This window comes from Haladaptatus sp. R4 (genome assembly GCF_001625445.1).
Classification (GTDB): domain Archaea; phylum Halobacteriota; class Halobacteria; order Halobacteriales; family Haladaptataceae; genus Haladaptatus.
Genome location: NZ_LWHG01000011.1, coordinates 144922 through 158979 on the forward strand (window position 1 = coordinate 144922; position 14058 = coordinate 158979).

Genomic DNA, 14058 nt, shown 5'->3' on the forward strand with positions numbered 1-14058 from the left:
TGAATCGCCGTGCCCTACTCCCTCTCTTGTTCGCGTGGGTCTGAAGCACGTGCGGCGGCGAGTGCTTCCAACACGTCCGTCTTCGACAGTTCCGTTCCCGCATACGGGTCGGTGACCGCTTCGAAGGGCTCGGTACCGTCGAATGCGCTCGCCCGTTCGACCGCACGAGCCATCCGTGCGGAAAACGTCGCTTCCAACCGCTCGGCGGCCGTCTCGGGCGAGACCCACTCGTAGTCGTCGTGCTCGTGATTCGGGTTCACGTCCGTCTCGTCGGTTTCACATCGGTAGACGAGCGTCACCATCGGATTCCCGGTCTCGGCATCCATCCACCCGCCGTACGCCGCATCAACCGGCGGCCCGACCCTGGCGTCTACGGCTAACTCTTCCCGCAGTTCGCGGCACAGACCCCCGACGAGCGTTTCCCCGTATTCGAACCGGCCACCCGGTGGCTCCCAGTGATCCCCGGATTTCGTCACCAGTACGTTCCCGTCGGGACCGAAGAGGATCGCTTTCTGCGTGATTTGGCCGACGTACTGCTCGCGCTTGTCAGTCATATGTTGTTTACTCGCTCCCTGGAATTTCAATCTAATGCTCGATGAAATCAACTCAAAAGGTGAACGAATACTCCCTATTTACTACTATTATTGCTGTGGTTTTGGAAACGCTGTCACTCGTTTAATCATTCGAACAAATTCCGTGAAATTCTAGACCGCTTATTCTCGACGAAATAGTAGGATACCTCGCGTGATAATGTTGGACGAACAATTGGATATTCTCTCGGACGCTCGACGGCGCGACCTGTTGCTCGCTTTGTCGAACGAGACGCCACGGACCGTTCGGACGAATACGGCCGCTATTCAGCGAACCGAGGAACGACGAGATGCGACACGGATGTATCACATACATCTCCCTAAACTGGAAGATTGCGGGTATATATGTTGGAATAAGGAGACCGAACGTGTGACGAAAGGGCCGAAGTTTGCGGAAATACAACCACTACTTGAACTCGTAACCGAGTACGAGGAAGAATATCTGGATTCTGTCTCACCTTGTGACTCCCTCTGACTGTTGATCACAGGCGTCACAGAGACAGCACGGAGTGACGATTGGTTGGGACCCTGTCGTACTCCGTGCCAACTACTTATTCGTACTACCTTGGTATAACCTTACTGTGATTATCCGGGTGAACAATCTGAGATTTGATGTGTGCGGTGATGTAATTTTACTTCGAATGAGGGCGTGCTAGCCTTCAATTCATATTTATTGTGGCGTATTACTGTCTTGTTATTAAAATCACATCCCCGTTCCATCTTGTCTCCCCCAATCTCGTTTCTCACGGTGCGATTACATGTGATGGATGTTTGATGACATTTGTGTGCGAGATGTTCATACATACTGAACTACTACTATACCCCTGTTAACCGAACGACGACGATTCTGTCAGGTGGGTTCGTCTTATTGGACAGGAACTGACTTGTGAGGGGCGGTAAAACAATGAGAGCAGAGCCGGAAACCCCGGTCACATGGTTGGGACCCATGAAGGACGAATCAAATCATCAGCAGGCAGTCGAATTGTTACAGCAGCTTGGGTTGAAAGAGTACGAGGCAAGGTGTCTCGTGGCGTTGTCACGCCTTCCAAAGGGAACGGCCAAGGAGATCAGCGACATTTCGGACGTTCCTCGAACGCGTGTTTACGACGCGATTCGAGTGTTGGAGAGCAAGGGACTCGTCGAAATCCAGCACTCGAACCCACAGAGATTCCGTGCCGTTCCTATCGAGGAGGCGGCCGAAACGCTCCGCCAGGAGTACGAATCGCGAACGGAGACGCTGGTCGAGTCGATAAACGAAATCGAACCCGTGCAGTCGGACGAGGACGACCAAACGACTCACGAGGTTTGGTCGCTGGACGGAACGTCGGCCGTTCGAAATCGCACACAGCAACTCATCGACACTGCTGACGAAGAACTCGTCCTCGTCATCGGTCACGAAGCCGCCATCACGCCTGACTTGATCGAACAGCTACAAGAGACGTACACGAGTGGCATTCATGTTCTCGTCGGTACGCCGAACGACGCGATACGCGACAGAATCCGGCAAGAGATTCCGGACGCTACCGTCTTCGTTTCGGGGTTGGAGTGGATCGACAGTTCGTCGATTCGGGAATCCGACGATACGGTCATCACGAGTATGCTGCTGGTCGATGGGGAGACGATTCTGGTCAGTTCGGCTCACGAAACGGATACCGGCACGGTCACCGAAGAGAAGGCCGTGTTCGGTCGTGGATTCGACAACGGAATCGTCGTCATCGCTCGGCGACTGATGGCAACTGGGCTGTTCTCGACCGAAGAGCCGAAAATCGCGGACGAATAACTGATCTCATTCCGACGGCTCGGAACCGTCCGACCGCACGCAAATTCCCCCGTCACTTCGAATGGTTACGTGGTACCCATAGTACTCGAAGGAGACGGTACTTTCCCCGCCAAACTCCGACGTTCGCGGTCGAACTATCGAATCCAGTGAATCCGGGTCGACGTGCTCGTACAACGGTTCGAGTTCGCTTTGCGGACGATTTTCTATCGTCGCTATCGTTTCTGCGATGGCGATACTGGGTGACGTGGAGGACCAATCGTACTGAACGCGTGTCGTATTCGAATCGGCTTCCGAATCGTCCTCGTCGATTGGTGACTCCTCTCCACTCATGGTATTCACTTCATACGAACCTAAGAGACATAAGAGTAGTGTGATTATGTGAGTTAACTACCACCTTCGAACAACGCATTTGGGCCGCGATTCGGACGTATCGAAGGTAGTTCGGACGCTCGTCGGCATCGTCGACCGAAGAGACGTTCGAATCATCGTCCCGCTTCATATTCGTGCAACCCTCATCAACTTCGACAGACGACCGCCGAAACGGGTTGCGAAGGTGGTTTCAATGTCGGGGTCTCACTGTCGGATATGAGCCATCGAGGAAAGGAACTCCGTCTCGCTACACGAGGGTCCGACCTCGCCATTCGACAATCGGGAGAGGTAAAGGCGGCACTGGAAGACCGCCGGTACTCCGTCGAACTGGTGGAAGTAGCAACCACGGGGGACCAACTGGACGACGCACTCATCACGGAACTGGGAAAGACCGGCGCGTTCGTCCGTGATCTGGACCAACAGGTGTTGGACGGCGACGTGGACGGCGCGATTCATTCGATGAAGGACATGCCGACCGAGCATCCGAACGAACTCATCGTCGCGGCCGTCCCCGAGCGTGCGAGCGCGAACGACGTCCTCGTGACGCCCGACGGCAAGCCGATCGACGCGCTTCCCGACGGTGCGGTCGTCGGCACGTCGAGTCTCCGGCGGAAGGCCCAACTGCTGAATTTCCGTCCCGACTTGACCGTCGAACCGCTCCGCGGCAACGTCGATACGCGAATCGAGAAGCTCCTCGCGCCGGTTCTTCAAGCGGAACACGAGGAGCGAACCGAGGAGGAAAAGGAACGAAAGGGCCACGTCGGCAAGAAGGACAGCTACGAATTCCCGTACGACAAGAACATAGACGAGTGGTTCAACGACCTCTCGGAGGTCGGACGCGGCGCGCTCGAACGCGACGTCGAAACGGAGTACGACGCCATCGTCCTCGCCGAAGCGGGACTCCAGCGCAGCGGTCTCGCCCATCACGTCGAGTACGACAGACTGCCGCCGAAGCAGTTTGTCCCCGCGCCGGGACAGGGTGCGCTGGCGGTCATGACGTTGGACTCGGAACTCGCTCACGACCTTCATACCGTCCTCGATCACCCACGGACGCGGGTCGAGACGACCGTCGAGCGAACGATCCTCCGTGAGTTGAACGGCGGTTGCATCGCCCCGATCGGCGTCCACAGCATCATTCAAGGCGAAAACGTCCACGTGGACGTACAGGTGTTCAGTCAGGACGGCTCCGAGGCCATCTCCCTCAAACGCGACGTGCCGGTCGAAACGCACGTCACCGGTGCGAAGCAGGTGGCGAACGAACTCGCCGAGCGTGGCGCCCGCGACCTCATCACGGAAGCCCGCGAAGGGAGCGAGTGACGATGAAGGTCGCCGTATTCCGGCCGGACGACGAACGCCTCGACGAGGCGGTGGAACTGTTGGAATCGCTCGACGTGAACCCCGTTCCGGACCCAATGCTGGCAGTTCATCCGACGGACGAAACGCCGCGCCACGCCGATTTCGTCGTTCTGACGAGCAAGACGGGTGTCGAACTCGCCGACAAGAACGGCTGGAATCCCGGCGATACGACCGTCTGTGCCATCGGCGAACGTACCGCCGCGACGCTCCGCGAGTACGGTTACGACGTCGACATCGTCCCGGACGAGTACTCCTCGCGGGGACTCGTCGCGGCGCTCGCCGACCGCGTCGATGGAAAGTCCGTCGAAGTCGCCCGCAGCGACCACGGCAGCGACGTGTTGACCGACGGCTTGGCGGACGCCGGTGCCGATGTCCACGAGACGGTGCTGTACGAACTCGTCCGGCCGAACGAGGCCGGTCGTTCGGCGGAACTCGCCGCCGACGGTGACCTCGACGCCGCCTTGTTCACGTCATCGCTCACGGTCGAACACTTCCTCGCCGCCGCCGGAGACCGGGGCGTCCGGGACGAGGTAATGAACGCGCTGGACGACGTTCTCGTCGGTGCCATCGGTGCTCCGACGAACGACACCGCCCGCGAGCACGGTGTTCGCGTCGATGTCGTCCCCGACACTGCTTCCTTCGACCGATTAGCGGAGGAGGCCGTCGCCCGCCTCCACGACGAACCGAACGACGAGGCCCAAGTTTAAATCCGAGAACGTGACAAGGATGTTCCCATGAGTAGCCCGGTTCCCGAGTTGGAAGCCCGCGCGACGGCCTGTGCGGACAGAGTACGCGAAGCGGACGAGATACTGCTCGCCTCGCACATCGACGCCGACGGTTTGACGAGCGCCGCTATCGCGTCGTCCGCCCTCGAACGCGCCGGGGTGCCGTTCGAGACGGTGTTCTGCAAGCAACTCGGTGCCGATGAACTGGCCGCAATCGCGGCAACCGACTACGACACCGTCCTCTTCACCGACTTCGGGAGCGGCCAACTCGACATCATCACGGAACACGAGTCGGCGGGCGACTTCGACCCGGTCATCGCCGACCACCACCAGCCAGCGGACGCGGACACGGAATTCCACCTCAACCCGCTTCTATTCGGTCTGGACGGCTCCTCGGAACTCTCCGGTGCTGGCGCGAGTTACGTCCTCGCGCGGGCGCTCGAACCCGACGGCGGCGACAACCGCGACCTCGCCGCCCTCGCCGTCGTCGGTGCGGTCGGCGACATGCAGATTTCCGACGGTGAACTCGTCGGCGCGAACACGGGTATCGTCGAGGAAGGACTCGACGCGGGCGTGGTCGAAACCGGTACCGACCTCGCGCTGTACGGCAAGCAAACTCGCCCGCTTCCGAAACTCCTGGAGTACGCGACGGACGTGTACATCCCCGGTATCTCGAACGACCAGAACGGCGCCCTCCGATTTCTCAACGGCGTCGGTATCGACTTGAAGGAAAACGGCGACTGGCGTCGCTGGGTCGATTTGACCGCCGACGAACGCCAGACCGTCGCCAGCGCGCTGGTGAAGCGAGCCATGCGAAAGGGCGTCTCGGCGACCAAAATCGACGGATTGGTCGGTACCACCTACACGCTCGCCGCGGAACCCGAGGGAACCGAACTCCGGGACGTGAGCGAGTTCTCCACCCTGCTCAACGCGACGGCGCGTTACGACCGCGCGGACGTCGGTCTCGCGGTCTGTCTCGGCAACCGCGACGCCGCGTTGGAGCGGGCCAGAACGCTCCTGAAGAACCACCGACGAAACCTCTCGGAGGCCATCAGTTGGGTGCAGTCCGAGGGCGTGACGAAGGAGGAGAACGTCCAGTGGTTCCACGCGGAGGACCGGATTCGCGAGACCATCGTCGGCATCGTCGCCGGAATGGCCGTCGGCGCGAACGGCATCGACCGAAACGTTCCCATCATCGCGTTCGCCGACGAGGACGACGAAAACGTGAAAGTCTCCTCGCGCGGCACGCCCCACCTCACCCGAAAAGGACTCGACCTCTCGGTCGTCATGAAAACCGCCTCGCAGGCGGTCGGCGGCGACGGCGGCGGCCACAACGTCGCCGCCGGTGCGACGGTGCCGAAAGGCACGGAAAAAGAGTTCATCGAGCGCGCCGACGAACTGGTCGGCGAGCAGTTGGGATAGTCGGTCAAACTCGGTAGGGAGTATCGTAACCAGCCATCGTTTTGTCTCGTTCCGGAATCGAATGGTCTCGCTCGGAGGTATTCCAAAACTTCGAGTGGTTTCGATACTCCCGATGAGAAGGCGACCTCGCTACGCTCGCTACGAACAGTATTTGGTGGCGTTGTGGTTTGAGCAGTTACCGAGAACATGTCCTCGAAACCTCGAAAGCCCCCGCCCGCTCGCTACGACGAGAAGACGTGTTTGGAACTTTTGCGATTGCAGTTACTGAGAAAACGACGCCGAAAGCCCCCGCCCGCTCGCGGCCGCTGTGCAGGATATCCGCGCTCTCCGCGCCGGAAGAGCGAAGCTCTTCCGAGCAGCCCCTCGCTCCTGCGTCGCTCGTGGCGACACAGCCCGCGCAGATAGGGCCTGCACAAGCGACCACGGTAAACGCGACCGGGCGGCCCCTTTCATCCCCGCGAGGAACGAGCGGGGAGTTGAAAGACTTCGTCTTTCAGAAGTCCCACCCAAACGACAGCACCGCGCCACAAGCCTCCCCAGCCGACTGCGTTTCTCGGCCTTCGGCCTGCGATACTCATCCCTCGCACGATAGCCAGCAAGCCCTCGTATGACCGCTATCTTCGGGCTTGCTGTCCCGCGCGCCGTGTGGCATTGGGTCGATATCGGCCACCCCGTCCAGCCGAATGGCACGCGCGAGGGCTTTCGAAGGTTGCTTCTCAGAGGGTGTATCGTCGCCAACTGGTCGATTTGTCATCCGGGAGCGAACGACGCATTCCGATACCGGAACGGGAAACCTATGGACTGCTACAAGAATCCATATCAGTACTTCCCCACCAACTCCTCGAACAGTCCGAGGTCGTGGCCGTGCAACACGTCGCAGTCGTACACCCGCTCCAACTCCTTCAGCGTGTACAGGCTCTCGCGCCACGCGAGTTCGCTCCACAACAGGCCGGGACCGAGCGGCACCTCGTCGGTGTAGTTCGCATCGACGTACGCTTCGTCACCCGCAATGAGCAGGGTTCCCTCGTCCGACTCGATTCGCGCGCCGAGGACGCCGGGGGTGTGTCCCGGCAAGTGGTGGAGTTCGAAGCCGTCGGCAATCGTGTGCGTGTCGCGGTGGACGATTTCCCAGTTCAAATCGCGGTCGAAGTCGGGTGCCAGATAGGCGATCGACCCGTCGTCCGTCTTCGCCGAGTAGTAGGCGAACTTGAGTTCCTCCTCGTGAACGTACACCGGAACGTCCCTCCCCTCGAACCTGTCGAGTTGCCCCGCGTGGTCGAGGTGGAGGTGACTCATCACGACGCCGTCGATGTCGTCGAGTTCGTATCCGTTCTCCTGCAGGTCGTCTTCGAGCGCGTGCTCCTCGGCGTCGTAGGCTTCGAACGCGCCGTACAGCGGGTCCGGCCAGTACTCGGCGGCGTTCTCGGGACAGCCAGTGTCCCAGAGGAACGTTCCGGCGTCCGTCTCGATGACGGCGTTCCAGACGACGAAGTCGATTAGCTCGTGGTCCGGATTCGGATTCTCCGCGCTCGCCATCGAGTAGCCGTCGATGACGTAGGCAGTGTCGGCACGGACTCGGCCACGGTCGATGAGTGTGACTTCGGGCATACCATGACCTTTGTTCCGTGTGACATAACCCCTCTCGGTTCGGGAACTGCGGCACCCGAATCGCCCGCATTTTTACTTCCTGCTCCCCACGGTTCAGCCATGACCGAATTCGACGCCGAGAAGTTCGAGGACAAGTACGCCCACTACTTCAACGAACTCCAGCGCGGGTACAAGAACGCCTTCAGCTACATGAACGAGCGGTACGACTCTCAACTCATCCACGCCATCGATCAGGAGGTACTGAACGAGAGCGAGCCGTTTTATGAGGGTAATGGCGAGTTTCGTATCGACCTCCCCGAGAACCCGACCGACCGCGTACAAAGCGTCGTCGTGGAGGACGAGAAACTCGAAGAGACGCTTTCGGTGTACGTAGAGCGGTTGGAGTACGAACTGGCACGCGTCTTTGGATTCGATCCGACCAACCCGGACGAGAACTGACGGCGCTGCGGTTTTCTACCTCGTTTAAAACCCCGAAAAGTCACGGTTCAGCGGTGATTCCTGCCGGATTCGGTTTATCAGACAGTGGAAAGGCCTAAGGAGGCTCACCCCATATCCGGATACATGAGCACCGAAACTCAGGAAGACGGGGACGACCTCGAAGAACGGGTCACGAACTTCCTGCGCCGCAACTTCCCGCAGATTCAGATGCACGGCGGTAGCGCTGCGATCCAGCACATCGACCGCGAGTCCGGCGAAGTTACGATCATGCTCGGCGGCGCATGCAGTGGCTGTGGTATCTCCCCGATGACGATTCAGGCTATCAAGAGCCGAATGATCAAGGAGATTCCGGAAATCAACAAAGTCATCGCCGAAACCGGCATGGGCGGTGGCGACGGAATGGGTGGCGGCATGAGTCCATCCTTCCCCGGCGAGTCCAGCGACGACGACGATGACGAAGGCCCGCAGGCTCCGTTCTAATCCCGCTATTTTTAGTTTTCGGCCGATTCCATGGGCTGAATCACGATATTTATCCCACCGGACGCTGTAGCAGGCGATAGTATGACGAACGACGACGCCACGGCGCAAAACGTCGTATTCGTTGTGATGGATACGGTGCGTAAAGACCACCTTTCCGTCTACGGATACGATCGCCCGACAACGCCGGGCCTCGAACGGTTCGCGGAGGAAGCGACCGTCTTCGAGCAGGCGGTTTCCCCCGCTCCTTGGACCCTTCCGGTGCATGCCTCTTTGTTCACTGGAATGTATCCCAGCGAACACGGCGCTAGCCAGGAGAACCCGTATCTGGAAGGTGCGACGACGCTCGCACAGACCCTCTCCGCTGCGGGGTACGATACCTCGTGTTACTCCTCGAACGCGTGGATCACGCCGTACACCCATCTGACGGATGGTTTCGACGACCAAGACAACTTCTTCGAAGTGATGCCCGGCGACTTCCTCTCCGGGCCGATGGCGAAGGCGTGGAAGACGATGAACGACAACGAGTCGCTTCGGAAGGTCGCGGACAAACTGGTCAGTCTCGGCAACGTGGCTCACGAGTACCTCGCCAGCGGCGACGGTGCGGACTCGAAAACCCCACAGGTCATCGACCAGACCATCGAGTTCATCGACGACTCCGACGGCCCGTACTTCTCGTTCATCAACCTGATGGACGCTCACCTTCCGTACCACCCGCCGAAGGAGTACCGAAAGGAGTTCGCTCCCAACGTCGATTCCACCAAGGTGTGCCAGAACTCGAAGGAGTACAACTGCGGCGCACGCGACATCAGCGACAAGGAGTGGGACGCGATTGGCGGCCTTTACGACGCCGAAATTCGCCACATCGACGACCAACTCCAACGGCTGTTCTCGTGGATGCAGGAGAATGACGAGTGGGACGACACCATGGTCGTCGTCTGTGCCGACCACGGGGAACTGCACGGTGAACACGACCTGTACGGTCACGAGTTCTGTATCTACGACCCGCTCATCAACGTCCCGCTGATGGTCAAACACCCCGAGATGGAGTCGGGTGTCAGCGACCAACAGGTCGAACTCATCGACGTGTACCACACGATTCTCGACCACACCGGCGTCTCCGGATCGAACTCGACGCGGCCGCTCGAAGAAGCACGGTCGCTCCTCAACGAGGACTACCGCGCGTTCGCCGAGGACGTGCCGGGCGACGGCGAGTGTGCGTTCGTGGAGTACTACCGACCGGTGGTCGAACTGAAACAGCTAGAGGAGAAAGCGAAGAGCGCGAACATCACGCTGGACGAGGACTCGCGCTTTTACTCGCGGATGCGTGCTGCTCGCAGACCCGACGCCAAATACATCCGCAACGAGCGCATCGAGGACGAGTTCTACAAACTCGACGACGACCCCGGCGAGTTGAACGACCTCCGGGGCGAGGGAACCGAGGAAGAGGTCGAACTCGAAGCCGCGCTCTCCGCGTTCGAGGAGACGGTCGGCGGCGAGTGGAACGAGGTCTCCGACGACGACGTCCTCGGCGATATGAGCGACGACGCCAAGGACCGCCTCCAAGACCTCGGTTACATCGACTAACGTGACCGACAAGTCGGCTCCGGACGGCGGAAGTGCGCTGTCCGCAGGACTGTCGGAGCGATTCGGGACCGGCAAGCTACTGCTGGGCTTCGTCGTCGCAGTCGTCCTCATCTACCTGATCGTCGTCGCCTCCGGGTGGCGACGAGTGCTTCATGCCCTCCAGGGGGCGGACTACACGTGGATGTGGATCGCCTGCCTTTCGACGTTCATCGGTCTCGCCGCGTGGGGCAAGGCGTGGCAGATCGTTCTCGCCGTGCTCGACATCAAGGTGGAGTTCAAACGCCTCGTCGTCACCTACCTCGCGGCGACGTTCGCCAACTACGTCACCCCGTTGGGACAGGCTGGCGGCGAACCGTTCATCGCCTACATCCTCTCGCGGGATACGGAGGCGAACTACGAGGACAGCCTCGCGAGCGTCGTGACGGCGGACCTGCTCAACCTCCTGCCGTTCTTCAACTTCGCGGCGCTCGGGTTGAGTTATCTGCTCATCCGCGCGTCGCTTCCGGACGACGCGAAGACGCTGGCGCAGGGACTCGTGATACTGGCGTTCGGAATTCCGGCTCTCGCCTACGCCGGTTGGCGGTATCGAGAGCGCGTCGAAGACCTCGTGATCCGCTTCATTGCCCCCATCGCCACCCGCACGTCACGGATCACGGTCGACGGGATTCGACAGCGTATCGACCGGTTCTATCACTCGCTGGAGCGCATCGCGAGCGAACCGCGTCAACTGCTGTTCGCGCTGGTGTTCTCGTACACCGGTTGGATTTTCTTCGCCCTGCCGCTGTATTTCGCGGGACGGGCGCTCGGCCTGCCACTTCCACTGGTGCTCGTGCTGTTCATCGTTCCGGCGAGTACGCTGGCCGGACTGACGCCGACGCCGGGCGGACTGGCGGGCGTCGAGGCGGCGCTCACGGTCCTCATGGTCGGACTCGTTCCGGCGATTTCGTGGAGTTCGGGCGTGGCTGCCGCTATGGTCTACCGGTTTGCGAGTTACTGGTTCGTGCTCCTCATCGGCGGCATCGCGTCGCTGTTCGTCATCATGCGGTCGTGACGTTCAGTTTCCGTCGTTTCTCCCTTCCCACGTTTTCACCAAACCGACGAGCGTTCGGTTGACGGGCGTCTCGATACCGTGTTCCCGTCCGCGAGCGACGACGTAGCCGTTTATCGCGTCGATTTCGGTCCGCTTCCCGCCGTCCACGTCCTGGCGCATCGAGGAGGTGTTCGCGGCGGTCGCGGCCGCGACCGCTGCGACCGCACCGACCGCGTCCTCGTCCGTCAACTCGACGTCTTCGGCACGCGCGACGGCGGCCGTTTCACGGGCCGCCGTCGCCGCGATAGCTTCGGCGTCCCCACGGAGCAACGCGCCGTTTTCGACCCGCGCGAGCGCGGTGGTCGGGTTGATTCCCGCGTTGACGGCGAGCTTCTCCCACAGCCTTCGGGGCATGTCTTCGGCAATCGTCGTCTCGATGCCCGCCGCGGAAAACGCCTCCCCGACCCTGTCCGCCGCGTTCGAACATCCGCCGTGGCGTGCGCCGAGTACCACGTCGCCGATACCGGTACACTCGACGTGACCGGGTTCGGACAGCACCGCGCCGTAGGTCGCGGTTCCGGCCAGGACTGGGCAGTCGAGGCGGTCGGCGAGGATGGTCTCGTTCCCCATTCCGTTCTGCAACGAGAGGACGGCCCCGAACTCGCCGGACACCAACTGCTCCGCGGCGGTGGCGGTGTGAAAGGCCTTGACCGTCACGACGGCGCAGTCGGCGCGGAGACCGGTCCCGTCGGTGGTCGCGTCGGGCCGAACTCGAAAATCGAACTCGCCGCCCACCGTCAGTCCGGCGTCGCGCACCGCGCTCGCGTGCGGGTCGCGGGCGACGAGCGTCACCGCGTGCTCACGGGCGAGCAACCCGCCGATGAGACTACCGAGACTCCCCGCCCCGAACACGACCACGTTCATACCCGACCGAGGAATCCGAGGTGAAAAATTCAGCCGTCTTTCGACTCTCAGTCTTCCGTCCAGTAGTAGAGGTCTTCCTTCGGGACGCCGCAGTTGGGACAGGTATCCGGTAAGTTGTCGTCCAGATGACCCATCTCGCCGCAGTTCGAGCAGCGCCACATCAGTTCCGCTTCGCCGAGTTCGTGGCCCGCACGGGCGTGCTCCACCGAGAGTGCTTCGAAGCCCTCCCGCATGGTGACGTAAAAGCCGGAGTCGTCGAAGCCCCGGATGTCGCCCAATCGGTTTCCGTCGTCGTCGTAGACGGTTTGTCCGAGTTCGAGTCGGTCCACATCGATCTCCACGTCCGGATCTTCACCTGAATCGCTCACCATGTGCGTGCGTTCGCCGCTCATCATCTTAAAAGCGACCGCCGTCACGCGTTCCGCCTGTTCGTTTCTCATCGTGATATGACGATCAAGATTAAGGTTGCCCTGCGTATGCAAGCCCGGAACTGACACGGAAACGTCCCCAACGAACGACCGACACGAGGACTCATGCTCAACGAGACGATAGACACGAACCATGGAACGGTAACGACGAATCACGACGCGATAATGCAGTGGGTCGAAAAACACGACGGTCACCCGGCGACGGACGAGATGACTCCCCACAGCATCGAATACCTCCGAATCGAATTCCCGAACATGGACGACACCGACGCGCTGGCGACCGTCGGGTGGCGCGAATGGTTCGAGGAGTTCGAAGCCCAGGAACTGGCCTTCGTGTATCCGGATCAGGACGAATACGACGACCCGAGTCAGGCATACAAACTCGTGGATCGGACGACTGCCGCCGAGCACACGTGATCCCGCCACGCTCGTGATCCCCGATCATTCGCTGTTGCCGACATAATTGTCCGTCCCCGACGCGTTTTTGCCTCCCCACTCGAAACCCCTGGCCATGCAAGCAGTAACCCTCGGCCCCGCGGGTACCTACTCGCATCGGGCCGCCAGCGCAGTCGAGGACGACGTCGAATTCCTGGAATCCGTCACCGACATCGTGAAAGCGGTCGCCGGTGGCGAGTACGCCCGCGGCGTCGTCCCCATCGAGAACAGTATCGAAGGAAGCGTCACGGCGACGCTGGACGCCCTCGCGGACAACGATGTCGCGGTCGTCCGCGAACTCGTGACGCCGATCCGTCACGCCCTGATGGCTCAGAGTACCGACTTCGAAACGGTCGCCAGCCACGCACAGGCGCTCGCCCAATGTCGTCCGTACCTCGAACGCGAGTACCCCGACGTGAAACGGGAGGCCGTCACGAGCACCGCTCGTGGCGTCGAACGCGCCCGCGCCGACTCGTCAGTGGCCGGTATCGCCCACCCCGACAACGCCGGGGAACTGACCATCCTCGCGGAGGACATCCAGGAACGCACGTCGAACGCGACCCGGTTTTTCGTCCTCGCGCCCGCGGACGAACGCTCCGACGCGGGCGGTAAATCCTCGCTCGTCGTGTATCCCGGTTCGAACTATCCCGGTCTCCTGCTCTCGCTCCTCGAACCGTTCGCCGACCGCGCCATCAACCTCACCCGCGTCGAATCACGACCGAGCGGGGAACGACTCGGCGACTACGTCTTCCATCTCGACTTCGAGGCGGGTCTGTACGAGAAACGCGCCAAAGACGCGCTCGCCGAAGTCGAGTCGCTCGCGGAGAACGGATGGGTGCGGCGACTCGGATCCTACGACACGCAACACGTCATCGACGGGTGACGTAAC

The 14058-nt window shown here is 60.9% G+C and carries 15 protein-coding genes; 10 read left to right on the forward strand and 5 right to left on the reverse strand.

Features of this window, described 5'->3' with window-relative positions; translation table 11 throughout:
- Nucleotides 1-14 precede the first annotated feature (14 nt).
- Nucleotides 15-554 carry an NUDIX domain-containing protein gene (locus A4G99_RS04400; protein WP_066139900.1) on the reverse strand — a complete coding sequence of 180 codons (540 nt, stop codon included), beginning with the start codon at nucleotides 552-554 and terminating at the stop codon, nucleotides 15-17.
- A 982-nt stretch (nucleotides 555-1536) separates the two neighbouring features.
- On the opposite strand from A4G99_RS04400, the gene A4G99_RS04410 reads away from it, so the two are divergent.
- A complete protein-coding gene (locus tag A4G99_RS04410) occupies nucleotides 1537-2370 on the forward strand; it encodes a TrmB family transcriptional regulator (protein ID WP_190303685.1) in 834 nt (277 codons plus the stop codon).
- 6 nt (nucleotides 2371-2376) lie between these two features.
- Here A4G99_RS04410 and A4G99_RS04415 read toward each other — a convergent pair whose 3' ends face one another.
- The gene (locus tag A4G99_RS04415; RefSeq protein ID WP_066139901.1) at nucleotides 2377-2700 is read right to left on the reverse strand and encodes a HalOD1 output domain-containing protein; all 324 of its coding nucleotides are present in this window, start codon (nucleotides 2698-2700) and stop codon (nucleotides 2377-2379) included.
- A 255-nt stretch (nucleotides 2701-2955) separates the two neighbouring features.
- On the opposite strand from A4G99_RS04415, the gene hemC reads away from it, so the two are divergent.
- Genes hemC through A4G99_RS04435 form a run of 3 tightly spaced genes read left to right on the forward strand, consistent with a single transcriptional unit; the run spans nucleotide 2956 to nucleotide 6242 of the window.
- Nucleotides 2956-4056, forward strand: a complete 1101-nt coding sequence (gene hemC, locus A4G99_RS04425; protein WP_066139905.1) for a hydroxymethylbilane synthase — start codon at nucleotides 2956-2958, stop codon at nucleotides 4054-4056.
- 2 nt (nucleotides 4057-4058) lie between these two features.
- The gene (locus A4G99_RS04430) at nucleotides 4059-4802 is read left to right on the forward strand and encodes a uroporphyrinogen-III synthase (protein ID WP_066139906.1); all 744 of its coding nucleotides are present in this window, start codon (nucleotides 4059-4061) and stop codon (nucleotides 4800-4802) included.
- A gap of 27 nt (nucleotides 4803-4829) precedes the next feature.
- Nucleotides 4830-6242 carry a DHH family phosphoesterase gene (locus A4G99_RS04435; protein WP_066139910.1) on the forward strand — a complete coding sequence of 471 codons (1413 nt, stop codon included), beginning with the start codon at nucleotides 4830-4832 and terminating at the stop codon, nucleotides 6240-6242.
- An 819-nt stretch (nucleotides 6243-7061) separates the two neighbouring features.
- Here the strand turns inward: A4G99_RS04435 and A4G99_RS04440 are convergent.
- Nucleotides 7062-7850: an N-acyl homoserine lactonase family protein gene (locus tag A4G99_RS04440; RefSeq protein ID WP_066139913.1), complete on the reverse strand. Its 789-nt coding sequence runs from the start codon at nucleotides 7848-7850 to the stop codon at nucleotides 7062-7064.
- Between the two features lie 99 nt (nucleotides 7851-7949).
- Here A4G99_RS04440 and A4G99_RS04445 point away from each other — a divergent pair, with 99 nt between their 5' ends.
- From A4G99_RS04445 to A4G99_RS04460, 4 genes are all read left to right on the forward strand, one after another.
- Entirely contained in the window at nucleotides 7950-8288 is a 339-nt protein-coding gene (locus tag A4G99_RS04445; protein WP_066139916.1) for a DUF5783 family protein, read from the forward strand.
- A gap of 123 nt (nucleotides 8289-8411) precedes the next feature.
- Nucleotides 8412-8768 carry a NifU family protein gene (locus tag A4G99_RS04450; RefSeq protein WP_066139919.1) on the forward strand — a complete coding sequence of 119 codons (357 nt, stop codon included), beginning with the start codon at nucleotides 8412-8414 and terminating at the stop codon, nucleotides 8766-8768.
- Nucleotides 8769-8849: 81 nt separating this feature from the next.
- On the forward strand, nucleotides 8850-10352 hold the full coding sequence (locus A4G99_RS04455; RefSeq protein WP_066139923.1) for a sulfatase: 1503 nt from the start codon (nucleotides 8850-8852) through the stop codon (nucleotides 10350-10352).
- Between the two features lies 1 nt (nucleotide 10353).
- Nucleotides 10354-11403, forward strand: a complete 1050-nt coding sequence (locus tag A4G99_RS04460; protein ID WP_066139925.1) for a flippase-like domain-containing protein — start codon at nucleotides 10354-10356, stop codon at nucleotides 11401-11403.
- A 3-nt stretch (nucleotides 11404-11406) separates the two neighbouring features.
- Here the strand turns inward: A4G99_RS04460 and A4G99_RS04465 are convergent, their stop codons facing one another.
- Nucleotides 11407-12306: a ketopantoate reductase family protein gene (locus tag A4G99_RS04465; RefSeq protein WP_066139928.1), complete on the reverse strand. Its 900-nt coding sequence runs from the start codon at nucleotides 12304-12306 to the stop codon at nucleotides 11407-11409.
- Between the two features lie 47 nt (nucleotides 12307-12353).
- Complete coding sequence (locus A4G99_RS04470; RefSeq protein ID WP_066142317.1) at nucleotides 12354-12677, reverse strand: rubredoxin-like domain-containing protein; 324 nt, start codon at nucleotides 12675-12677, stop codon at nucleotides 12354-12356.
- Between the two features lie 162 nt (nucleotides 12678-12839).
- Here A4G99_RS04470 and A4G99_RS04475 point away from each other — a divergent pair, with 162 nt between their 5' ends.
- A complete protein-coding gene (locus tag A4G99_RS04475; protein WP_066139930.1) occupies nucleotides 12840-13151 on the forward strand; it encodes a hypothetical protein in 312 nt (103 codons plus the stop codon).
- 94 nt (nucleotides 13152-13245) lie between these two features.
- Nucleotides 13246-14052, forward strand: a complete 807-nt coding sequence (gene pheA / locus A4G99_RS04480; RefSeq protein ID WP_066139933.1) for a prephenate dehydratase — start codon at nucleotides 13246-13248, stop codon at nucleotides 14050-14052.
- Nucleotides 14053-14058: the final 6 nt, after the last annotated feature.

Bases quoted from the DNA above. Each gene is read 5' to 3' on its own strand.
- A4G99_RS04400 (WP_066139900.1), bottom strand. From the start codon at position 554: ATGACTGACAAGCGCGAGCAGTACGTCGGCCAAATCACGCAGAAAGCG.
- A4G99_RS04410 (WP_190303685.1), top strand. From the start codon at position 1,537: ATGAAGGACGAATCAAATCATCAGCAGGCAGTCGAATTGTTACAGCAG.
- A4G99_RS04415 (WP_066139901.1), bottom strand. From the start codon at position 2,700: ATGAGTGGAGAGGAGTCACCAATCGACGAGGACGATTCGGAAGCCGAT.
- hemC (WP_066139905.1), top strand. From the start codon at position 2,956: ATGAGCCATCGAGGAAAGGAACTCCGTCTCGCTACACGAGGGTCCGAC.
- A4G99_RS04430 (WP_066139906.1), top strand. From the start codon at position 4,059: ATGAAGGTCGCCGTATTCCGGCCGGACGACGAACGCCTCGACGAGGCG.
- A4G99_RS04435 (WP_066139910.1), top strand. From the start codon at position 4,830: ATGAGTAGCCCGGTTCCCGAGTTGGAAGCCCGCGCGACGGCCTGTGCG.
- A4G99_RS04440 (WP_066139913.1), bottom strand. From the start codon at position 7,850: ATGCCCGAAGTCACACTCATCGACCGTGGCCGAGTCCGTGCCGACACT.
- A4G99_RS04445 (WP_066139916.1), top strand. From the start codon at position 7,950: ATGACCGAATTCGACGCCGAGAAGTTCGAGGACAAGTACGCCCACTAC.
- A4G99_RS04450 (WP_066139919.1), top strand. From the start codon at position 8,412: ATGAGCACCGAAACTCAGGAAGACGGGGACGACCTCGAAGAACGGGTC.
- A4G99_RS04455 (WP_066139923.1), top strand. From the start codon at position 8,850: ATGACGAACGACGACGCCACGGCGCAAAACGTCGTATTCGTTGTGATG.
- A4G99_RS04465 (WP_066139928.1), bottom strand. From the start codon at position 12,306: ATGAACGTGGTCGTGTTCGGGGCGGGGAGTCTCGGTAGTCTCATCGGC.
- A4G99_RS04470 (WP_066142317.1), bottom strand. From the start codon at position 12,677: ATGGTGAGCGATTCAGGTGAAGATCCGGACGTGGAGATCGATGTGGAC.
- A4G99_RS04475 (WP_066139930.1), top strand. From the start codon at position 12,840: ATGCTCAACGAGACGATAGACACGAACCATGGAACGGTAACGACGAAT.
- pheA (WP_066139933.1), top strand. From the start codon at position 13,246: ATGCAAGCAGTAACCCTCGGCCCCGCGGGTACCTACTCGCATCGGGCC.